Source organism: Acidovorax sp. GW823-FHT05D11 (assembly GCF_058795695.1).
The window spans coordinates 3,526,322-3,546,966 of record NZ_CM179502.1 but is presented as its reverse complement, the minus strand read 5'-3'; the positions used below and the strand labels follow the sequence as shown (position 1 = coordinate 3,546,966).

Sequence of the window (20,645 nt, the reverse complement as noted above, 5' to 3'; positions counted from 1 at the left end):
CACCCCTATCTCTTTTCCCCACGGACCATGCTCTGGCAGACCTCCCGCTTTTCCATCGATCTTTCCGAGCCCCGCGTCATGGGGATCGTCAACGCCACGCCGGATTCGTTTTCCGATGGCGGACGCCATGGCTCCACGGCGGGGGCCCTGCGGCATTGTGAGCAGCTGCTCAAGGACGGGGCGCACATTCTGGATATCGGGGGGGAGTCCACGCGGCCCGGCAGCCCCGCGGTGCCCCTGGACGAAGAACTCGCGCGCGTGGTGCCCCTGGTGCGGGACGCGGTGTCCCTGGGCGCCCCGGTCTCCGTCGATACCTACAAGCCCGAGGTCATGCGGGCGGTGCTGGACCTTGGCGCCGACATCGTCAACGACATCTGGGCGCTGCGCCAGCCAGGCGCGGCGCAGGTTGTGGCATCGCACCCGCAGTGCGGCGTGTGCCTGATGCACATGCACCGTGACCCCCAGACCATGCAAGCGGCCCCCATGCAGGGGGATGTGGTCCGGCAGGTGCTATTGTTCTTGCAGCAGTCAGCGCTTGATCTGCAAGCGCTGGGGGTCAAGAATACCCGGATCGTGCTGGACCCTGGCATTGGATTCGGCAAGACGCCGGAGCAGAATTTTGCGCTGCTGGCCCATCAGCCTGCATTGTTGCGCGCGGGCTACCCCCTCCTGGCGGGCTGGTCGCGCAAGTCGTCCCTGGGGGCCGCGACGGGGCTGGCGGTGGAGCAGCGCATGGTTCCGAGCGTGGCCGCGGCCGTGCTGGCCGTGGAGCGCGGGGCTTCCGTGGTGCGCGTGCACGATGTGCGAGAAACCGTGTCGGCGCTGGCGGTGTGGAGCGCCATGCAGCGAGAGCGTTGAGGCCGGGCGCTGCAAGGGGCGAGGGCAGCATGCCGGGCGGCCGGCATCCACATATTAATAAACAACGAGAGATTCACACGAGGAGACACCAGAACATGACGCGCCAATACTTTGGAACCGACGGTATCCGTGGCACCGTCGGGCAACCTCCGATCACCCCGGATTTCGTCTTGCGCCTGGCCCATGCCGTCGGGCGCGTGCTGCGCAGGGCCGAAGACCGGCCCACGGTGCTGATCGGCAAGGACACCCGCATTTCAGGCTACATGCTGGAGAGTGCGCTGGAGTCGGGTTTCAATTCCGCCGGCGTGGACGTGGTGCTGCTGGGCCCCTTGCCGACCCCGGGTGTCGCGTACCTGACCCGTGCCCAGCGCGCGAGCCTGGGGGTTGTCATCAGTGCCAGCCACAACCCTTACCCCGACAACGGCATCAAGTTCTTCAGCGCCCAGGGCACCAAATTGCCCGACGCCTGGGAGCAGGCGGTCGAAGCCGCCCTGGCAGAGCCCCCGGTGTGGGCCGACTCGGCCAGCCTGGGCAAGGCGCGCCGGCTCGATGACGCCGCGGGCCGCTACATCGAGTTCTGCAAGAGCACGTTCCCGCAGGACCTGACCCTCAAGGGCCTCAAGATCGTGGTGGACGCGGCCCATGGCGCGGCGTACCAGGTGGCGCCCAAGGTCTTTCACGAACTCGGTGCCGAGGTGCTGTCGATTGGCTGCTCGCCCGATGGCCTCAACATCAACCACGAGGTGGGCGCCACCCACCCTGACGCGCTCGTGCGCGCCGTGCGCGCCAACCGCGCCGACTATGGCATCGCGCTTGATGGCGATGCCGACCGGCTGCAGATCGTGGATGCCACCGGGCGGCTGTACAACGGCGACGAGCTTCTGTACCTCATGGCGTCGGACCGCATGGGCCGTGACGAGCATGTGCCCGGCGTCGTCGGCACCCTGATGACCAACATGGCGGTGGAGGTGGCGCTGCAGGCACGGGGCGTGAAGTTTGTGCGCGCCAAGGTGGGCGACCGCTATGTGCTCGAAGAGCTGGCGCGGCACCAGTGGGTGCTGGGCGGCGAGGGGTCGGGCCACCTGCTCGCGCTGGACCGCCACACCACCGGCGACGGCCTGGTGAGCGCGCTGCAGGTGCTGCAGGCCAGCGTGCGCAGCGGGCGCACGCTGGCGCAACTGCTGGCGGACATCACGCTCTACCCCCAGGTGCTGCTCAATGTGCGCCTGGCGCCCGGGCAGGACTGGAAGTCCAACCGCCGCCTGGAGGAGACCACCCGCGCCGTGGAGCAGGAGCTGGGCGCCACGGGCCGGGTGCTGATCCGCGCGAGCGGCACCGAACCGCTGCTGCGCGTGATGGTCGAGGCGCGCGATGCGCAGCAGGCCAGCGCGTGTGCGCAGAAGCTGGCCGACGCGGCCCGTGCCGGCTGATGGTGACGCCGCGCGCCATCGCCACTGTGGGGCGCGCCGTGCGATCGGCTACGCTGCTGTCTTTGCCGCCAGCCTGGAACCGTTGCTGATGCCTTCCACCACCACCGATGCTCTCACTCCCATCACCGTCCGGCGCGTGGACTATGGCGATGCCCGCCAAGCCCGGGCGTTGGTCGAACTGCTCGACAGCTATGCGAAGGACGTGGCGGGGGGAGGCGCGCCGCTCAGCGCCGAGGTCCTGCGCGGCCTGCCCGAAGCCTTGCGGCGCAGGCCCCAGGCTTTCAGCGTGATCGCATGGGCGGCCGACGCCGCGGCGCCGCACGGCGAGGTGCCCGTGGGGCTGGTCAATTGCCTGGAGGGTTTTTCGACCTTTGCCTGCCGGCCCCTGGTCAACGTGCATGACGTGGTGGTGGCCCCCGGTTGGCGCGGCCACCGCATTGCCCAGCGCATGCTGCAGTCGGTGGAGGCGCTGGCGCGCGAGCGGGGTGCCTGCAAGCTCACGCTGGAAGTGCTTTCGGGCAACCGCAGCGCCCTGCGCGCGTACGAACGGGAAGGCTTCGCCGCCTACACGCTGGACCCCAGCATGGGACAGGCGCAGTTTCTGCAGAAGATGCTGGACGGGGCAGGGCCTGTGCCACCCGCGGTACTCTGAATCATTTTCCGGGAGACAAGACCGTATGAAGACATCTCTGGGCCAGATCGCCGCGGTGGGCGCCACCGCATTGGCGGCGTTGCTCGCGGCGCCCGCTGCCCATGCGGGCAAGACGCTTGACGGCATCCGGGCGCGCGGACAAGTGGTGTGCGGCGTCAACACCGGGCTGGCCGGGTTTGCGATCGCGGACTCCAGTGGCCGGTGGTCGGGCCTGGACGTCGACATCTGCCGGGCGCTTGCGGCCGCGGTGCTGGGCGACGGCCAGAAGGTCAAGTACGTGCCGCTGGACGTGCCGCAGCGCTTCACCGCGCTGCAATCCGGCGAGGTGGACGTGCTTTCGCGCAACACCACATTCTCGCTGGCGCGCGACGCATCGCTGGGCCTGCACCAGACGGCCGTGACCTACTACGACGGCCAGGGCTTCATCGTGCCGGCCAGGAGCAAGATCAAGAACCTCCGCCAGCTCAAGGGGCAGACCGTGTGCGTGCAGTCAGGCACCACGACGGAAAAGAACCTGGCCGACTATTCCCGTGCCCACGACCTCGACATCAAGCCCGTGATGTTCGAGAAGGTGGACGCGGCAACGTCGGCCTACCTGTCGGGGCGCTGCTCCGCGTTCACCACCGATGCCTCGGGCCTGGCATCCCTGCGCAGCGGCGTTTCGCAAGGCGCGGCAACGCACACCATCCTGCCCGAGCTCATCTCCAAGGAGCCTCTGGGCCCCATGGTGCGGCGGGGGGACGACGAGTGGTTCGCGGTGGTCAAGTGGGTGATCTACGGCCTCATCGAAGCCGAAGAGCAGGGCGTGACACAGGCCAACGCGGACCAGCTGAAAACCAGCAGCAGCCACCCGGCGGTGCAGCGCATGCTGGGGACCTCTGAAGACACCGGAAAGCTGCTCGGCCTGGATCGCGACTGGCTGCTGCGCGCCGTCAGGACCACCGGCAACTATGGCGAGATCTTTGAGCGCAACGTCGGGCAGAAGTCGGCGCTGGCGCTGCCGCGCGGCCTCAACAACCTGTGGAACAGGCAGGGCCTGATGTACGCCTTTCCGATCCGCTGAGCGTTGCCTGGAGGGATCTGCGCGCGCGGTGCGGACGACAGCTCGGGCATCGCGGCAGTGCAATGCAATACAGTGCATTTGCTATTATATTTATAGCTGCTCGCGCTTGTCCATAAAGCGTCAGGGGCTGATTTTATTCAAAATTTCCCCGTGTGGAGGCCTGTTGCCCGGGCGGGTCTGTGAGAGCCGGTCCGGCGGGTCCGGGCCGCGGCACGATCGTGCTGCCGGCCGGCTCAATGCAGCTGCCGCCGCATGAAGGCTTCCAGCTCCGGTGCCGACAGCGGCATGCTGAAGTGGTAGCCCTGCGCCTCGTCGCACCCCTGCTCGCGCAGGAAGGTCAGCTGGCCTTCGGTCTCCACGCCTTCGGCCGTGGTGCGCATGCCCAGCGCCTGCGCCATGCGGATGATGGCGCTCACGATGGCGCGGTCGTTGTTGTCGTTGCCCAGGTCGCGCACGAACGACTGGTCGATCTTGAGCTTGAAGATCTGAAATCGCTTGAGCTGGCTCAGCGATGAATAGCCGGTGCCGAAGTCATCCATCGACATGCGCACGCCGCGCGCGTGCAGCTGGTCCATGGTGGCCACCGCGGCATGCGGGTCGTCCACGGCCACGCCTTCGGTCAGCTCCAGCTCCAGGCAATCCGGCGGCAGGTCGAATTCGGCCAGCATGCGGCTTACCAGTTCGGGCAGCTGGGGCTGGCGGAACTGGATGGCCGAGAGGTTCACGGCCATCGTCAGGCCCGGGAACCCGCAGGCCCGCCAGGTCTTGAGCTGCGAGAGCGCGGTGCGCAGCACCCATTCGCCGATCTGCAGGATCTGCCCGCTGTCTTCTGCAATGGGAATGAATTCGGCGGGCGACACCCCACCGAGCTGCGGGTGCTGCCAGCGCAGCAGGGCTTCCACGCTGCGCACGGCCCCGGTGGTCAGGCTCATCTGCGGCTGGTAGTGCAAGTGGAACTGGTTGCGCTCCAGCGCCCGGCGCAGGGCGTTTTCGAGCTGCAGCGCGCGCACCGACTGCGCCTGCATTTCCGGGGTGAAGAACTTGAATGTGTTGCGCCCGTCGAGCTTGGCGCGGTACATGGCCACGTCGGCCGACTGCGTCAGGGTGTCGAAGTCCTTGCCGTCCTGGGGGAACAGCGCGATGCCCATGGACGGGGCCATGGTCAGTTCATGGTGGTCGATCTGGTAGTGCTGGCGCGAGGCCTCCTGCAGCTTGCCGGCCACGCGGGCCGCGCCGTGCGCATTGGCGCCGGGCAGCAGCAGGATGAACTCGTCGCCACCCAGGCGCGACACCGTGTCCTTGTCGCGCACCACGGCGCGCAGCCGCTTGGCGATCTCCACCAGCAGCGCATCGCCCACCCGGTGGCCCAGCGAGTCGTTCACGTGCTTGAAGTGATCCAGGTCCAGGAAGATCAGGGCCAGGGGCGTGTTGCCCTCCTGGGCCACGCGGATGGCCTGCTGCGCGCGCTCGGACAGCAGGGCTCGGTTGGGCAGGCCCGTGAGGGCATCATAGTGGGCGAGCCAGTAGATGCGCTCCTGGTCGGCCTTGCGGTCGTTGATCTCGCGGTGCAGGTTGTCTACGGTCTCGCGCAGTTCGCGGGTGCGGTCCTGCACCTGCCGTTCCAGGTCCTCGTGCGTGCTGGCCAGGACGGCCTGTGCCTGCTTTCGCTCCGTGATGTCCATGGTGATCCAGATGGAGCCCTGCGATGGATCGGCGGGATCTATGGATTTGCTGCGCACCTCGCAGATCACGGGGGTGCCGTCCTTGCGGCACAGTTCCAGCTCGCCTTCGTACGAATGGCCGGCGGCCAGCTGCGGATAGCACCGGCGGCCGACTTCTTCCCACGCGGCGTCGCTGGCATACCAGCGGCGCGACGGGCTGCCCGCCAGTTCCCCCGGCTGGTAGCCCAGCATCTGCTCGAAGTGGTGGTTGCACCGGGTCAGGCGCCGGTCGCGCAGGAACACGATGCCCACCATGGCGCTGTCGAACAGCAGCTGTTTTTCGCGGACCGCGGCGCCCAGCGCGGCCTGCGCGCGCCGTTGCTCGTCGATATCGTCCAGGATCCAGATGGAGCCTTCGGTCGTGTCGTGCGGATTGATGAGCCGCCCCGTCAGGCTGCCCCAGAACAAGGAGCCGTCGCGCCGGCGCAATTGGCGCTCCACGCGGAAGGCCTGGCCCTGGGCGAGCACCGGGTAGGCGGTGCGGCCCAGATCGCGAAAGGCATCGCGCGAAGGGTAGAACGCCTCGGTGTTGAGGCCCACCAGCCCTTCGGCGCTGGCGTAGCCGAAGATCTCGGCGTACCGCTGGTTGCAGCGCACCACGCTGCGCTGGCGCAGGAAAACAATGCCCACGCCCGCACTGTCGAGCAGGGTTTGCTGTTCGCGCAGCGCGCGTTGCAGGGGGGTGTCGGTGGCAACTCCAGGACGCTGCAATTCTGGAGAGCTGTACGGCGCAGACATGGAAACCGGTACGGGCGGGAGGGCCAGGCGGCCTTGGTAATTTGTACCAAAGTGTAGCAGCGCTCCCTTACAAGCCTTTCGGCGGGGCGTCCGGCCCTTTCCCGTGCAGGGTCGGGGCGGCTTCAGTGGTCCCGCTGAGCGCGTAGGTACGCCTCGAACTCCGGCGCGGGCAGGGGGCGGCTGAAGTAGAACCCCTGGCCCTCGTCGCAGCCCTGGGCCTGCAGGAACTCGACCTGGCCGTCGGTTTCCACCCCCTCCGCCGTGGTCTGCATGCCCAGGGCCTGCGCCATGCGGATGATGGCGCTCACGATGGCCCGGTCATTGGCATCGTCTTCCAGATCGCGCACGAACGACTGGTCGATCTTGAGCTTGTAGATCTGGAACCGCTTGAGGTAGCTCAACGAGGAATATCCGGTGCCGAAGTCGTCCATGGACAGGCGCACGCCGCGGTCGTGAAGCTGGTCCATCATGGCGAGCGCGGCGGCGGGGTCGTCCACCGCGGCGCCCTCGGTCAGCTCCAGCTCCAGCCGGCGCGCGGGCAGGCCTGCCTGTTCCAGGCAGCGCGTGACCATCTCGGGCAGCTGGGGATGCCTGAACTGGACGGCGGAGACGTTCACGGACACCGCCCGCAAGGGCAGCTGCAGATCCAGCCAGCGTTTGGCGTCCTTCACCGCGGTGTGGATCACCCATTCCCCGATCGCCACGATCATGCCGCTGCTTTCGGCCACCGGAATGAACTCGGCCGGCGACACCATGCCCAGCTCGGGATGGCGCCAGCGCAGCAGTGCCTCGGCCCCCACCACCTGGCGCGCGGTGAGCGAGACCTGGGGCTGGTAGTGCAGTTCGAACTGGTTGCGCTCCAGCGCGCGGCGCAGGGCGTTCTCGATCAGCAGGGCGCGCGCCGTGCGCGCCTCGAGGTCGGCGGTGAAGAAGCCGTACCGGTTGCGTCCGTTCTGCTTGGCACGGTACATGGCGGCATCGGCCCGCTGGTACAGCGTGTCGAACGAGTCGCCATCGGCGGGATACATCGCGATGCCCACCGACAAGGTGGTGGTGAGTTCGTACGGGTCCACCTGAAACGGCTGGGCGATGGCCGCGAGTAGCCGGGTTGCCATGTCGGCCGCGGAGGGTGCCGAGGTGGCGGGCAGCAGCAGCAGAAATTCATCGCCCCCCAGGCGCGAGACGGTGTCCTGAGGCCGCAGCAGGGACTGAAGGCGCTGCGCCACCGCCACGAGCAGGATGTCTCCAATGCGGTGGCCCAGTGAATCGTTGACGTTCTTGAAGTGGTCCAGGTCCAGGAACAGCATGGCCAGGGTGCCGCCTCGCGCCTGCTCGTTGGCAATGAGGTGCTGCGCGCGCTCGGCCAGCAGCGCGCGGTTGGGAAGGTTCGTGAGCGGGTCGAAATGCGCCAGGCGCTGGATGCGGTCCTGGGCCTCGCGCTGCTGCGTGATGTCGCGAAACAGCGTGATGGAGTGCGTGGCGACGCCATTGCCATCGCGCACGCTGCTGACCGACAGCCACTGGGGGTAGGTGGACCCGTCCTTGCGGCGGCCGCAGGCCTCGCCCTCCCAGTGGCCGTCCTGGGACAGCCGTGCGTACACGGCGTCGGCGCTGGCGTTGTCTGCCGGCCGGGCGACCGTGAGCAGGCGCACGGACTGCCCCACGGCCTCGGCTTCCGTGTAGCCCGTGATCCGCGTGAAAGCCCGGTTGATGCGCACGATCGTATGGGCCGCGTCGGCGATCACGATGGCTTCGCTGCTCTGGTCGAACACCTGGGCGGTCAGCTGCAGTTGCTCCTGGGACCGCTTGCGCTCCGTGATGTCGCGCGACAGCAGGATGAACCGTGGCTTCGCGCCCGCGGACGTGGCCTTGCGCGCGGCGGACAGCTCAAACCACGTGGTGCCCACCCCGGGCAGGTCGAGCATGATCTGCCGCCCGGAGGACCAGCCCTGCGCCTGGGCATCGCTCAGCACGTCCAGCACCGACAGGGCCGCCAGCGCTGGCAGCACCTCGGTCACGTTGCGTCCCACCAGCGTTTCGGCGGGGCCCATGAGCAATTCGGCGCGCTGGCTGTGCACGCTGCAATAGAACCCGTCCTGGTCGAGTTCGAAGAGAGGGTCCGGGATGGCGTCGATGGTGGCGTGCAGCTGCTGCTGGGTAGCCTGGATTTCCGAGGTGCGCTGGGCCACCTGATAGGCCAGCCCGCGTTCGTGGGCCTTCAGCTCGAAAAGAAGCCGGGCCAGGTAGGTCATCATCAAGGCAAACAGCAGGCCCACCGCGCAGCGCATGAGCAGCACGGCCGGGTCGCCCCAGCCCTTGATGGGGACCAGGCTCAGGGTCCATTGCCCGTTGGGCAGGGTCAGCGACCGGCCCACCGCGTCCGCGCCCGGGGGCGGGTCGGATGCGGCAATGGTCTGTTCCTCGCCCGTGTCGGGCCGGACGCGCCACAGCCGGTAGTGGTAGCCGCGCAGCGTCAGCTGCGGCAGGCGCGCGGCGGCCAGCACTTCGGGCAGGCGGATGGTGACGTAGGTGAACCCCCAGAAGGCGCGGTGCCCTTGGGCATCGTCGAGGTAGACGGGCTGGCGCCCCACCACGCCCAGGCCGCCTTGCACCAGCTCCATGGGGCCGGCCAGGGTCAGCCGGCCCGACTCCCGGGCCCTGGCGGATTCGGGGCCCTGCCGAGGGTCGTTGAGCTGGTCGAAACCGATGGAGTTCTCGTTGCCCTGGCGCGGCACGACCTGTTTGACCACCCCCCCGGGAGAGAGGCCCATGGCCGTGATGCCCGGGTAGAAGGGCAGCATCTGCGTGCCGATCTCCTCGAACTGCGTCACCTCTCCCCGGCCCTGGCGCACCAGCGCCACCAGGGTGTTGTTGGCCGACAGGGCCAGCTCGATGGCGCGTTGCAGCGCCTGGACGTGGTCACCCGCCATGTCCGTCACCTGCGTGCGGTGCTGGGCGCGCTCCTGGCGCTCAAGGGCCCACACCACCACCCCGGCACAGGCCGCCGCCAGAACAAACACGATCAGCGAGCCCGCAAGAGGGCTTCGGGAGCGGGTGGGGGCGGATGCGTGCACGGTGCGGTTTCCTGAACCAATTATGCAGGCCCGTTGGCGTCGATGCGGGGTTCTGCGCAGCGATCCGCTGTCATGGGATTGACATGCGGCCGACATGGCGGCGTCACGCGGCAATTTCACACTCGTGCCCAGGGGAAACGGTTCCCAGCCCATGGTTGGGGCCTCCAGCCGAACCCGTCCTGACACAAGGAGATGTTGCACCATGAATGAGCTGCCCACCTTGACGCCGCCCCTGTCCGCCGAAATCGTTCCCCAGCGGCCGCTTCGCGGCACGGCTGCCATGCCCGGCGCCCTGCAGCCGGTGGCGGCGCGGGGGGCCATCGAGGTGGCATGGGCGCGGCATGAAGATGAGGTGCGCCAGGCGCAGCGGTTGCGGTTCGATGTGTTCGCGGCGGAGATGGGCGCTCGATTGACGACCCCCATCCCCGGCCACGACGTGGACCTGTTCGACGACTATTGCGAGCACCTGCTGGTGCGCGACGCCCAGAGCCAGCAAGTCATTGGGACTTACCGCGTGCTCACTCCCGCACAGGCCCGGCGCGTCGGCGGCACCTACAGCGACACCGAGTTCGACCTGACGCGGCTGCGCTCCCTGCGCCCGCGCATGGTGGAGCTGGGCCGCAGCTGCGTGCACCCCGACCACCGCCACGGCGGCGTGATCATGGCGCTGTGGAGCGCGCTGGCGGACTTCATGGTGCGCAACCAGCTCGACACGATGATCGGCTGCGCCAGCATCCCCATGCTGCACAACGGCGTCGTCAGCGGCGACGCGGCCGCGAGCATCTGGCAGCAGGTGCGCAAGACACACCTGGCTCCCATCGAATACCACGTGCTTCCCCGGCTGCCGCTGCCCGTCGAGCAGCTGGACGGTTCGATCACGGTGGAGCCCCCGGCGCTCATCAAGGGCTACCTGCGCTTGGGCGCGCGCGTGCTGGGCGCTCCAGCCTGGGACCCGGACTTCAACACCGCGGACCTGCCGATGCTGATGCGCCTGGCGGACCTTCACCCCCGCTACCGCAAGCATTTCCTGGGGGCCTGATGCGCACCGCGTTCGATGCCCTGGGCCCCTGGATGGAACCGTCCGTGGGCCACGAGGACATGGCCGACGACGCACATGCCTTCGCGGCGGGTCATCGCCGGTACCGCGCGGTCTTCATTTCGGATTTGCACCTGGGCACCCCGGGGTGCCAGGCGGTCGCGCTGCTGGACTTTCTCAAGCACCACCCCAGCGACCACCTCTACCTCGTGGGCGACATCGTCGACGGCTGGCAGCTGCGCCGCAAGTGGTTCTGGCCCCAGGCCCACAACGATGTCGTGCAAAAGCTCCTGCGGCGCGCGCGCAAGGGATGCCGGGTGGTCTTCGTGCCTGGCAACCATGACGAGTTTGCACGCGCCTTTGTCGGCCACTCGTTCGGCGGCATCGAAGTGCTGGCCGAGGCGGTGCACACCACGGCGGACGGCCGCAGCCTGTGGGTCACGCACGGAGACCACTTTGACGGAGTGATCCAGTGCGCCAAGTGGCTGGCCTACCTGGGGGACAACCTGTATGAGTTCACGCTGCGGCTCAACCGGCACCTCAACACCTTGCGCGCCCGCATGGGGCTGCCCTACTGGTCGCTGTCGGCCTACCTGAAGGGCAAGGTCAAGAAGGCGCTCAACTACGTGACCGACTTTGAAGTGGCCGTGGCCGCCGAGGCGCGCCGCAGGGGACATGACGGCGTGGTGTGCGGCCATATCCACCGCGCGGAGATGCGGGAGATCGGCGGAACCCTGTATTGCAATGACGGCGACTGGGTGGAAAGCCACACCGCGCTGGTCGAACACCTGGACGGCCGGCTGGAACTGCTCCAGTGGCCCGCTTCTCCCTTCGCCGACACATCGCGGACCGAGGCCGCCGTTGCCCTATGAAAATCGCCTTGCTGACAGATGCCTGGCTTCCCCAGGTCAACGGGGTCGTCACCACGCTGCTGGAGCTGGTGCGGGAGCTGGAAGCCGCCGGGCACGCGGTCCAGGTGCTGCATCCCGGCCAGTTCGCAACGCGCCCGTGCCCTGGCTATGCAGGGATCGATCTGGCCGTGCGGCCCGCGCAGCGCGTGGCAGGGATGCTGGATGCGATGGAGCCCGACGCCATCCACCTGGCCACCGAAGGGCCGCTGGGCTGGGCGGGGCGCCGCTACTGCCTGCGCAAGGGCCTGGCATTCACCACGGCATTCCATACCCGTTTCCCGGAAATACTGAATGCGGCCTTGCGGGTGCCGCTTGGATGGGGGTACGCGCTGTTCCGTCATTTCCATCGCCCGTCATCGGGCGTGATGGTGCCGACGCACGGCGTCCTGCAGATGCTGGAGCACCGGGGATTTCGCAACCTGCGCCTGTGGACCCATGGCGTTGACACGCAGGCTTTCGCGTTCCACGGCGCCACCACCCCCAGCCCGCTCATGGGGGCCCTGGCCCATCCCGTGGCCTTGTACGTGGGACGGATCTCGTACGAAAAGAACATCGAGGCCTTCCTCCGGCTGGACATGCCCGGCTCCAAGGTGGTGTGTGGTGTCGGCCCGCTGGAGGCGCGCCTGAAGGCCAGGTACCCGCAGGTCCGCTGGCTGGGCATCCTGGACCGCCCGGCACTGGCACAGGTGTATGCGGCGGCGGATGTTTTTGTGTTTCCCAGCCGTTCTGAAACCTTCGGGCTGGTCATGCTCGAGGCCATGGCCTGCGGAACGCCGGTGGCCGCTTTCCCCGTGGACGGGCCGATGGAAGTGCTGGGTGCACATCCTGGCCAGCCGGCACGGGGGGGCGTGCTGCATGACGATTTGCTGACTGCAAGCCAGGAAGCGCTGGCGATTGCCCGCTCCGACGCCCGGGCGCGTGCGCTCGATTTCACATGGGCCCACGCCGCGCGGCTGTTCGAGCAGTACCTGGTTCCTGCCCGGACCCAGGGCATGGCGCGTGTGACTGTCACGGAGCCTGTCACATCTTTGTCATCTGGGCGTTAAATACTGCAGCCATCCTGCACTCGCCGCGCTTGCGTATCCATGTTGCCCTTGCCCCCTGATGACGCTGTTGCCCTGTCGTGTGACAGTCCCGATGCCACGCCGGCGCCACGCGACGGCGGCGTGGGCCACGCACCGGCAGCCGCGCCCACTGCGGCGCCACCGCACATGTTCCTGGACAGGGACCACAGCATCCTCGCGTTCAACGAACGGGTGTTCGACTGGGCCGTGAGAGCGGATGTGCCGCTGCTGGAGCGGCTGCGCTACCTGTGCATCGTGTCGTCCAACCTGGACGAGTTTTTTGAAGTGCGTGCCGCGCCGCACATCACCGCGGCCCAGAAAGGCGAGACCCAGGGCCTTTATTCGACGGCATCCTTCGAAGCCGTGGCCGCCAAGGTGCACGGGCTGGTGGACCGGCAGTACACGCTGTACAACGAGTCCCTGGTGCCTGCGTTTGCCGCCCATGGCATCCGGATCGTCGGGCATGGGGAGCGTTCGCCCGCCCAGAAGCGCTGGGTCCACGAGTATTTCGTGGGCGAGGTGCGGCCGCTGCTGATCCCGGTGGGGCTGGACCCCGCGCACCCCTTTCCCCAGGTGGCCAACAAGTCCCTGAACTTCATCGTGCGCCTGAAGGGGCACGATGCATTCGGGCGAGAGAACGAGATCGCCATCGTCAAGGTTCCCAGGGCCCTGCCCAGGCTGATCCGCATGCCTGCCCGCGTGGCACCCTCGGAAGCGCTTTTCGTGAGCCTTTCCAGCATCGTGCGGGCACACTTGGACGAGCTCTTTCCGGGGCGCGAGGTGACGGAGTTCTCGCAATTCCGGGTGACGCGCCATTCCGACCTCGCGCTGGACGAGGAGGATGTGCGCAATCTGCGGACAGCCCTGCGCCAGGGCTTGCAGCACAGGCACTATGGGCAGGCCGTCCGGCTGGAAGTGTCCGCGGGATGTTCGCAATTCCTGTCCGACTTTTTGCTGGCGCAGTTTGCCTTGCCCCCCGCCGCCTTGTACCGGGTACCCGGGCCCGTGAATCTGGTGCGCCTGACCCAGCTGGTGGACCTGGTGGATGCGCCCGCCCTGCTGTTTCCGACCTGGAATTCCGCCTGGCCACGGCAATTGCAGGCCGGAGTGTCCATCATGGAGCAGCTGCGCCAGCGCGACGTGCTGATCCACCAGCCGTTCGAGAGCTTCGACGGACTGCTCGCCTTCCTGCGCGAGGCCGTCAACGATCCCGACGTCCTCGTCATCAAGCAGACGATCTACCGCACCGGTGGCGATTCCGAACTCATGGACCTGCTGACCGAGGCCGTGCGCCGGGGCAAGGAGGTCATGGCGGTCGTGGAACTCAAGGCCCGCTTTGATGAGGAAGCCAACATCAACTGGGCCGAGGCGCTGGAGTCGATTGGCGCGCAGGTGGTGTATGGCGTGGTGGGGCTCAAGACACATGCCAAGATGCTGCTGGTCACGCGCAGGGAAGGGCGCCAGCTGCGGCGGTACGGGCACCTGTCCACCGGCAACTACAACGTGCGCACGGCACGGCTCTATACCGACCTGAGCTATCTCACTGCCGACGAGGAAACCACGGCGGACATGGACGGGGTGTTCAACCACCTCGCGAGCCAGAACCGCCCGCCCAAGCTGCGCAAGCTGATGCTGGCGCCGTTCCATCTGCACCGGCGCATGCTGGAGAAGATCGAGCAGGTGGGGCAGGCCGCGAGCCGGGGAGAGGATGCGCGCATCGTGGCCAAGATGAATGCCCTGACCGATGAAGCCTTGATGCGCGCGCTGATTCTGGCCGCCCAGCGCGGAGCGCGCATCGACCTCATCGTGCGCGGGGCCTGCATGCTCGCGGCCCAGGTGCCCGGGGTGACCGACAACATCCGGGTGCGCTCGGTGATCGGCCGCTTCCTCGAGCACACGCGGGTCTTCTACTTCCGCTGCGGCAGCGACGAGGACCTGTACCTTTCCAGTGCCGACTGGATGAACCGCAACATGATGCGGCGCGTGGAACTGGCCTGGCCCGTGACGGACCCGCGCCTGCGGCAGCAGATCGTTGACGAGTGCCTGGTGGCCTACCTGCACGATGACCGGGACGCATGGACGCTGAATGCGCAGGGAGGCTATGACCGGGCACCCCGCCCCGAGGACGGAGTGGGCGCCCAGGACGCCCTGATGGTCCGCTACGGACCGGCCCCTTCCCCGGCGCAACTCGATCAAGGGACAGCATGATGGATCTCATCCTGTGGCGACATGCGGAGGCGGAAGAAGCCGCTGAGGGGGGTGATGACCTGGCGCGGGCCTTGACGCCGCGGGGCGAAAAGCAGGCAGCGCGCATGGCTGCATGGCTGGACCGGCAGCTGCCCGAGGGCCTGCGCGTGCTGGCCAGCCCCTCGCGGCGCACCGAGCAGACGGCCAGCGCCCTGGGGCGCAAGTTCAAGATGCGGGCCGAGCTGCTGCCGGGCGGGACGCCGCAGGAACTGCTGGACCTCGCACAGTGGCCGCGCGCCAAGGGCACGGTGCTGATCGTGGGCCACCAGCCCATGCTGGGGCAGACCATCGCCCAACTGATGGGACTGCAGGCTTCGGAATGCGCCGTGCGCAAGGGCTCGGTCTGGTGGCTGAGGCAGCGGCAACGGCTGGACCAAAGCCAGACATTGCTGATCGCCGTTCAGTCGCCCGAGTTTGTTTGATGCCGGTTGCGCCAGGGGCCGTCCCCGGCGCAGACCGGCTCACTTGCGCGTGGCCTTGGCGGCGGTCCTGGCGGCCGGTGCGGCCGCGGCGACGGGGGCTGCGGCCGCTTGGGCCCTGGGGCGTCCCGTCTTGATGGACGGCACGGCCTGCACTGCGGTGCGCAGTGCGCTGTCGGACATCGCCGCCAGCACCTTCAGGCCGGCGCGCAACAGCTCGCTCTTCTTCACGGGCTGCGCGAGCGCCGCAGAGCGCTGCTTCAGTGTCTCGATGACGGCGTATTCATCCTTCGGGATGGTAAAGCTGTCACGCACCAGCTTGGGCTTCTTGGCCTTGGTGTCCGGGGCAGCCTGCGGCGTGGGTGCTTTTGCTTTGGCGGGCTGGGGCGCGGCCGCAGCCTTCTTAGAGCTGGCCCCTTTCGCCTTGGGGGCGGCAGCAGCGGGCTTCGCGCCCGCTTTCCTGGCCTGCTTGGCGGGAGCCGCTGCCTTGGCGGGTGATTTGGCGGCTACCGCGGCAGAGGGCTTGGCAGGTTTTGCGGGCGCTGTGGCTGTGACTGCGGGGGCGGACGGGGCGGGTGGTGTGGCGCTGGTGGTGGTCATGATGAAGGCAGTGGGTCAATAAATAAACGGTATAAACAGTTTATATAGTTTATTGCCAATGCTCAGGGAAGGTCAACCACCAGTTCCCAGGGCGTCTTCTGCCAGGCCTGGACTTCCTCGCGAAGAAGGTGCGCAGACTGCGGAAAGGCCGCAGCCCAGCCGGGGCGGGCGCGCAGGAGAAAACGCGGCCCTTCGGCTTGCAATGAGAGGCCTGCCGTGTCCGGATCGCGGCGCGCATGGCACAGCGCCACGGACAGGCGCAGGCTCAGCAACTGCAGCACGAAGACAGGATCTTGCAGGTCCGCGCCGAGCTTGCGCACCTTGCCGCGCTGTCCCTGCACCAGCACGCCCAGGCGATGCAGTTCGGGAACGGCAAACCCGGCGGCATCGGTGTTGTCCAGGATGTAGGCGCCGTGGCGGTGGTAGTCGCTGTGGGATATGCGGCAGCCGATCTCGTGCAGCCGCGCCGCCCAGTCAAGCTTGCGCGACGCTCGCTCGCTGTCGCCGGGCGTGGCCTGCTCGAACAGGGCACACGCGGTGCGCGCCACCCGTTCCGCGTGCTCCATGTCCACGCCAAACCGCTGCATGAGTCCATTGACGGTGGTGGTACGCAGGTCGGTGCCGGGTTGCTCTCTGTCCAGCAGGTCGTAGAGGGCGCCCTGGCGCAAGGCGCCCTGTGCCACCTGCATGTGCTCGATGCCCAGCAGGTCGAAGACGGCGCGCAGCACGCTGATTCCCCCGCCGATGACGGCGCGCCGCTCTTCCTTCAGCCCTTCCAGGCGCACGCGGTCGGCAGACTGGGCGCGCAGCAGGCGCTCGTGCAGCCAGCCCAGCCCGTCCCGCGTGATGAGGCCCTGCGGGCCGCCGGCGGCGGCCAGGATGTCACCCACGGCGCCCGCGGTGCCGGAGGAGCCGTAAGACACGTCCCAGGTCTCGGGGCGGAAGGTTTCCAGCGCTTCGTCCAGCACGGCCTTGGCCGCGATCTCGGCGGCCAGGAACGCCTGGGCCGTGAATTCGCCGTTGGCGAAGTAGCGCTGCGACCAGGCCACGCTGCCCACGCGGTACGAGGCCACGGAGTAGGGTGTGAACTGCTGGCCCAGGATGAGCTCCGTGGAACGCCCTCCGATGTCCACGACCAGGCGGCGCTCGTCGGATTGCGGCAGCAGGCGGGCCACCCCCTGGTAGATCAGCCGTGCTTCTTCCGGGCCCGACACCACATCGATCGGATAGCCCAGCACCTCGCTGCCGCGTGACAGGAACTCGTCCCGATTGCGTGCCTCGCGCAGCGTCTGGGTCGCCACGGCTCGGACCTGGGCACGGGGAAACCCCGCCAGCCGCTCCCCGAATCGTGCCAGGCAGGCCCAGCCACGCTCCATGGCGTCGCGCGTCAGATTGCGGTCTTCATCGAGGCCGTTGCCCTGGCGCACGGTTTCCTTGAGGTATTCCACCCGCTGGATATGTCCGAACTCATAGCGCCCGATTTCAAGGCGAAAACTATTGGAGCCGAGGTCGACCGCGGCGAGGCGTGTGCCGTTCTGCATGTATTTCTGGTGGGAGCTTCGTTCGGCATCGTACCGCGAGCGTCAGGTGCATCGGTGCGGCACCCGTCGTCTCCCTCATGGAGGCGGGTGCTGATCGCGAGCCGCCCAGTGTCCGTGGACCGTGTGACAGATTCATGACGGTGCGCGCGGCGCTGGATGACCGTGTGGCGGCTCTGTGCGACGGGTGCCTTGTGTCACCGAATTGTCATCTTGGGGGCCTAGAGTTCGTGCTGTTCCTGTTAACCCTAGCCAAAAGGTACTGAATAATGAAACGCACATTTCTCAAAACCGTCGCTGTCGCACTGGCCACCATGGCTGTGGGCAGTGCCTTTGCGGCGGACATCACTGGTGCAGGCGCGACCTTTCCGTTCCCCATGTACGCCAAGTGGGCCGAGGCCTACAAGAAGGAAACGGGCACGGGCCTGAACTACCAGTCCATCGGATCTTCCGGCGGCATCCGCCAGATCCGCGCCAAGACCGTGGCTTTCGGCGCCACCGATGCGCCCGTGTCCGGCGCCGACCTGGACAAGGACGGCATGGTGCAGTTTCCCGCCATCATCGGCGGCACGGTGCCCGTGATCAACCTGGACGGCTTCAAGCCCGGCGAACTGCGCGTGACGGGCCCCGTGCTGGCGGACATCTTCCTGGGCAAGATCGCCAAGTGGAACGATGCCAAGCTCGCCGCGCTGAATCCTGGCAAGACCCTGCCCGACCAGAACATCACCGTGGTACACCGCGCGGATGGTTCGGGCACCACCTTCAACTGGACCGACTACCTGTCGGCGGTCAGCAAGGAGTGGGCTGATTCCGTGGGCAAGGGGGCGGCCGTGAAGTGGCCTGCCGCTTCGTCCGTGGGCGGCAAGGGCAACGAAGGCGTGGCCGCCAACGTGACCCGGGTGAAGGGCGCTGTCGGCTACGTGGAATACGCCTACGTCAAGAAGAACAACATGAACTTCCTGCAACTGCAGAATGCAGACGGCAAGTACGTGAGCCCTGACGACAAGACTTTTGCGGCCGCCGCCGCCAGCGCCGACTGGTTCAGCGTGCCGGGCATGGGCATCTCGATGGTCAACGCCAAGGGCGCGGACAGCTGGCCCGTCAGCACCGCTTCTTTCATCCTGATGTACAAGGATCCCGCCGACAAGGCGCAGTCGGCCGAAGTGCTGAAGTTCTTCGAGTGGGCGTTCAAGAACGGCAAGGGCATGGCCACGGAACTGGACTATGTTCCGCTGCCCGACAGCCTGACCGCCGAGATCCGCTCCAAGGTCTGGTCGCAGATCAAGAAGTAAGCCAGTTGCCCCAGAATACCCCCCATCGGCCGGCTGGTCTGGCTGATGGGTGCTGGTTTGTGGGGCCTCCAGAAGCCAGATGGGAGTCAACATGAGCGTGGGAACCACCATGAGTTCGCAACCTGTGTCCGTCAAGACGACGGACGCCCCCACAGAGTCCATGGTATCGATTGCCAGGCGGCAGCGCCTGCAGGACATCTTTTTCCATCGCCTGACCCAAAGTCTGTCGCTGCTGGTGCTCGCGGCGCTGCTGGGCATCATCGTTTCCCTTTTTGTCTACGCGTGGCCGACATTCCACAAGTTCGGAGTCCAGTTCATCTGGCGCGTGGAATGGGACATCATCAATGAAGAATTCGGTGCCGCGATTGCCATCGTCGGCACCCTGGCGAGCGCCGGCATCGCGCTGCTGATCGCGGTGCCCCTGGCTTTCGGCATCGCCCTTTTCCTCACGGAAACCTGCCCGGTCTGGCTGCGGCGCCCGCTGGGCACGGCGGTGGAGTTGCTGGCGGCCGTGCCTTCGATCATCTACGGCATGTTCGGCCTGTTCGTGTTCGCCCCGCTGTTTGCCGACTACTTCCAGATGCCGGTGCAGAAGCTGCTGGGCTCGATGCCGCTGGTGGGCTTCCTGTTTGGCGGCAGCACCAACGGTTTCGGCATCCTGGCCGCCGGCATCGTGCTGGCGTTCATGGTGCTGCCCTTCGTGGCGGCCGTGATGCGCGATGTGTTCGAGATCGTCCCGCCCATCCTGCGCGAGTCGGCCTACGGCCTGGGCTGCACGACCTGGGAGGTGGTGCGCCGCGTCGTGCTGCCCTATACGCAAAAGGGCGTGATCGGCGGCGTCATGCTGGGCCTGGGCCGCGCCCTGGGCGAGACCATGGCGGTGACCTTCGTGATCGGCAATGCCAACCGCATGCCCACTTCGCTGTTTTCGCCTGGGACGTCCATTGCCTCCACGCTGGCCAATGAATTTGGCGAGGCGGCGGATTTCCACCTCTCCACGCTGTTTGCCCTCGGTTTCCTGCTGTTCGTGATCACGTTCGTGGTCCTGTCGGCCGCCAAGATCATGATGCTGCGCGCCGAAAAGGCCAAGGGCCTCTGAGCCCGCGCCGCACTGCCCATGAACCTCCTTTGAGACAAGCTCCATGGAATTCAACCAACAACTCTACAAAAAGCGCCAGCGCTCCAACGCCGTCGGCCTGACCCTGTCCCTGGGCGCGATGGTGCTGGGCCTGTTCGTGCTGCTGTGGATACTGAGCGTGCTGCTGGCCAACGGCCTGGCCGCGCTGGACCTGAACATGTTCACCCAGTCCACGCCGGCACCGGGCTCCGAGGGCGGCGGCCTGGCCAACGCCATCGTCGGCAGCCTCATGATGGTGGGCTTCACCGTGCTGGTATCGACGCCGATCGGTGTTCTGGCGGGCGTGTACCTGGCGGAATACGGCGACCAGAGCAAGACGGCCGAACTCACCCGTTTCGTGACCGACATCATGCTGTCGGCCCCGTCCATCGTGCTCGGGCTCTTCGTCTACGCGATTGCCGTGGCCACGGTGGGCAACTTCTCGGGCTGGGCTGGCAGCCTGGCGCTGTCGCTGATCGCCGTGCCCGTGGTGGTGCGCACCACCGAGAACATGCTGCGCCTGGTGCCCGGCAGCCTGCGCGAAGCGGCCTTCGCGCTCGGCGCGCCGCGCTGGAAGGTGTCCACCATGGTCACCCTGCGCGCCGCGCGCAGCGGCGTGATGACCGGCCTGCTGCTGGCGGTGGCCCGCATCAGCGGCGAGACGGCGCCCCTGCTGTTCACCGCGCTCAACAACCAGTTCTTCAGCACCAACATGAACGCCCCCATGGCCAACCTGCCGGTGGTGATCTTCCAGTTTGCCCTGAGCCCCTATGAGAACTGGGTGCGCCTGGCCTGGGGCGGTGCCTTGCTCATCACGCTGTCGGTGCTGATCCTCAACGTCGTGGCACGGGTCTTCCTGCGCGAAAAGAACCGCGTCTGACCCCA

Annotated in this window: 16 protein-coding genes; 12 read left to right on the top strand and 4 right to left on the bottom strand. The window is 67.3% G+C overall.

Going from position 1 to position 20,645, the window contains the following annotated elements:
- Positions 1 to 27: 27 nt before the first annotated feature.
- The 4 genes from folP (at position 28) to AC3RCE_RS16425 (ending at position 4,003) form a co-directional block, all read left to right on the top strand.
- Complete coding sequence (gene folP, locus AC3RCE_RS16440; protein WP_492245440.1) at positions 28 to 858, top strand: dihydropteroate synthase; 831 nt, start codon at positions 28 to 30, stop codon at positions 856 to 858.
- A gap of 95 nt (positions 859 to 953) precedes the next feature.
- Positions 954 to 2,288, top strand: a complete 1,335-nt coding sequence (gene glmM, locus AC3RCE_RS16435) for a phosphoglucosamine mutase (protein WP_218297674.1) — start codon at positions 954 to 956, stop codon at positions 2,286 to 2,288.
- Between the two features lie 88 nt (positions 2,289 to 2,376).
- Positions 2,377 to 2,940 carry a GNAT family N-acetyltransferase gene (locus AC3RCE_RS16430; RefSeq protein WP_218297673.1) on the top strand — a complete coding sequence of 188 codons (564 nt, stop codon included), beginning with the start codon at positions 2,377 to 2,379 and terminating at the stop codon, positions 2,938 to 2,940.
- Positions 2,941 to 2,965: 25 nt separating this feature from the next.
- Positions 2,966 to 4,003 carry an amino acid ABC transporter substrate-binding protein gene (locus AC3RCE_RS16425; protein WP_218341597.1) on the top strand — a complete coding sequence of 346 codons (1,038 nt, stop codon included), beginning with the start codon at positions 2,966 to 2,968 and terminating at the stop codon, positions 4,001 to 4,003.
- Between the two features lie 233 nt (positions 4,004 to 4,236).
- Here the strand turns inward: AC3RCE_RS16425 and AC3RCE_RS16420 are convergent, their stop codons facing one another.
- Both AC3RCE_RS16420 and AC3RCE_RS16415 read right to left on the bottom strand, forming a co-directional pair.
- Positions 4,237 to 6,462: a bifunctional diguanylate cyclase/phosphodiesterase gene (locus tag AC3RCE_RS16420; RefSeq protein WP_218297671.1), complete on the bottom strand. Its 2,226-nt coding sequence runs from the start codon at positions 6,460 to 6,462 to the stop codon at positions 4,237 to 4,239.
- A 122-nt stretch (positions 6,463 to 6,584) separates the two neighbouring features.
- A complete protein-coding gene (locus tag AC3RCE_RS16415) occupies positions 6,585 to 9,536 on the bottom strand; it encodes a bifunctional diguanylate cyclase/phosphodiesterase (RefSeq protein WP_492253491.1) in 2,952 nt (983 codons plus the stop codon).
- Between the two features lie 202 nt (positions 9,537 to 9,738).
- Between AC3RCE_RS16415 and AC3RCE_RS16410 the strand changes: the two genes are divergently transcribed.
- The 5 genes from AC3RCE_RS16410 (at position 9,739) to AC3RCE_RS16390 (ending at position 15,216) form a co-directional block, all read left to right on the top strand.
- A complete protein-coding gene (locus tag AC3RCE_RS16410; protein WP_218341599.1) occupies positions 9,739 to 10,575 on the top strand; it encodes a GNAT family N-acetyltransferase in 837 nt (278 codons plus the stop codon).
- The gene (locus AC3RCE_RS16405) at positions 10,575 to 11,444 is read left to right on the top strand and encodes a UDP-2,3-diacylglucosamine diphosphatase (RefSeq protein ID WP_218297668.1); all 870 of its coding nucleotides are present in this window, start codon (positions 10,575 to 10,577) and stop codon (positions 11,442 to 11,444) included. The genes AC3RCE_RS16410 and AC3RCE_RS16405 overlap by 1 nt, the downstream gene beginning before the upstream one ends.
- On the top strand, positions 11,441 to 12,529 hold the full coding sequence (locus tag AC3RCE_RS16400) for a glycosyltransferase family 4 protein (RefSeq protein WP_492253490.1): 1,089 nt from the start codon (positions 11,441 to 11,443) through the stop codon (positions 12,527 to 12,529). Before AC3RCE_RS16405 ends, AC3RCE_RS16400 begins: the two co-directional genes overlap by 4 nt.
- Positions 12,530 to 12,694: 165 nt before the next feature.
- Positions 12,695 to 14,755 (top strand): polyphosphate kinase 1, encoded by a 2,061-nt coding sequence (ppk1, locus tag AC3RCE_RS16395; protein ID WP_492255395.1) that lies wholly within the window; start codon positions 12,695 to 12,697, stop codon positions 14,753 to 14,755.
- Positions 14,752 to 15,216 carry a SixA phosphatase family protein gene (locus AC3RCE_RS16390; protein ID WP_218297665.1) on the top strand — a complete coding sequence of 155 codons (465 nt, stop codon included), beginning with the start codon at positions 14,752 to 14,754 and terminating at the stop codon, positions 15,214 to 15,216. The genes ppk1 and AC3RCE_RS16390 overlap by 4 nt, the downstream gene beginning before the upstream one ends.
- A gap of 39 nt (positions 15,217 to 15,255) precedes the next feature.
- Here AC3RCE_RS16390 and AC3RCE_RS16385 read toward each other — a convergent pair whose 3' ends face one another.
- A complete protein-coding gene (locus AC3RCE_RS16385; protein ID WP_218297664.1) occupies positions 15,256 to 15,813 on the bottom strand; it encodes a hypothetical protein in 558 nt (185 codons plus the stop codon).
- 62 nt (positions 15,814 to 15,875) lie between these two features.
- On the bottom strand, positions 15,876 to 17,354 hold the full coding sequence (locus AC3RCE_RS16380) for a Ppx/GppA phosphatase family protein (RefSeq protein ID WP_492253489.1): 1,479 nt from the start codon (positions 17,352 to 17,354) through the stop codon (positions 15,876 to 15,878).
- A gap of 266 nt (positions 17,355 to 17,620) precedes the next feature.
- On the opposite strand from AC3RCE_RS16380, the gene pstS reads away from it, so the two are divergent.
- From pstS to pstA, 3 genes are all read left to right on the top strand, one after another.
- Positions 17,621 to 18,643, top strand: coding sequence for a phosphate ABC transporter substrate-binding protein PstS (gene pstS / locus AC3RCE_RS16375; protein ID WP_218297662.1), 1,023 nt, complete (start codon positions 17,621 to 17,623; stop codon positions 18,641 to 18,643).
- 79 nt (positions 18,644 to 18,722) lie between these two features.
- Positions 18,723 to 19,742, top strand: a complete 1,020-nt coding sequence (gene pstC, locus AC3RCE_RS16370) for a phosphate ABC transporter permease subunit PstC (RefSeq protein WP_218297661.1) — start codon at positions 18,723 to 18,725, stop codon at positions 19,740 to 19,742.
- A 43-nt stretch (positions 19,743 to 19,785) separates the two neighbouring features.
- On the top strand, positions 19,786 to 20,640 hold the full coding sequence (gene pstA / locus AC3RCE_RS16365; protein WP_492253488.1) for a phosphate ABC transporter permease PstA: 855 nt from the start codon (positions 19,786 to 19,788) through the stop codon (positions 20,638 to 20,640).
- Positions 20,641 to 20,645 lie beyond the last annotated feature (5 nt).

What these genes read in the sequence shown, in the direction of transcription:
- folP (WP_492245440.1), top strand. Translation starts at nt 28, where the DNA reads ATGCTCTGGCAGACCTCCCGCTTTTCCATCGATCTTTCCGAGCCCCGC.
- glmM (WP_218297674.1), top strand. Translation starts at nt 954, where the DNA reads ATGACGCGCCAATACTTTGGAACCGACGGTATCCGTGGCACCGTCGGG.
- AC3RCE_RS16430 (WP_218297673.1), top strand. Translation starts at nt 2,377, where the DNA reads ATGCCTTCCACCACCACCGATGCTCTCACTCCCATCACCGTCCGGCGC.
- AC3RCE_RS16425 (WP_218341597.1), top strand. Translation starts at nt 2,966, where the DNA reads ATGAAGACATCTCTGGGCCAGATCGCCGCGGTGGGCGCCACCGCATTG.
- AC3RCE_RS16420 (WP_218297671.1), bottom strand. Translation starts at nt 6,462, where the DNA reads ATGTCTGCGCCGTACAGCTCTCCAGAATTGCAGCGTCCTGGAGTTGCC.
- AC3RCE_RS16410 (WP_218341599.1), top strand. Translation starts at nt 9,739, where the DNA reads ATGAATGAGCTGCCCACCTTGACGCCGCCCCTGTCCGCCGAAATCGTT.
- AC3RCE_RS16405 (WP_218297668.1), top strand. Translation starts at nt 10,575, where the DNA reads ATGCGCACCGCGTTCGATGCCCTGGGCCCCTGGATGGAACCGTCCGTG.
- AC3RCE_RS16400 (WP_492253490.1), top strand. Translation starts at nt 11,441, where the DNA reads ATGAAAATCGCCTTGCTGACAGATGCCTGGCTTCCCCAGGTCAACGGG.
- ppk1 (WP_492255395.1), top strand. Translation starts at nt 12,695, where the DNA reads ATGTTCCTGGACAGGGACCACAGCATCCTCGCGTTCAACGAACGGGTG.
- AC3RCE_RS16390 (WP_218297665.1), top strand. Translation starts at nt 14,752, where the DNA reads ATGATGGATCTCATCCTGTGGCGACATGCGGAGGCGGAAGAAGCCGCT.
- AC3RCE_RS16385 (WP_218297664.1), bottom strand. Translation starts at nt 15,813, where the DNA reads ATGACCACCACCAGCGCCACACCACCCGCCCCGTCCGCCCCCGCAGTC.
- AC3RCE_RS16380 (WP_492253489.1), bottom strand. Translation starts at nt 17,354, where the DNA reads ATGCAGAACGGCACACGCCTCGCCGCGGTCGACCTCGGCTCCAATAGT.
- pstS (WP_218297662.1), top strand. Translation starts at nt 17,621, where the DNA reads ATGAAACGCACATTTCTCAAAACCGTCGCTGTCGCACTGGCCACCATG.
- pstC (WP_218297661.1), top strand. Translation starts at nt 18,723, where the DNA reads ATGGGAGTCAACATGAGCGTGGGAACCACCATGAGTTCGCAACCTGTG.
- pstA (WP_492253488.1), top strand. Translation starts at nt 19,786, where the DNA reads ATGGAATTCAACCAACAACTCTACAAAAAGCGCCAGCGCTCCAACGCC.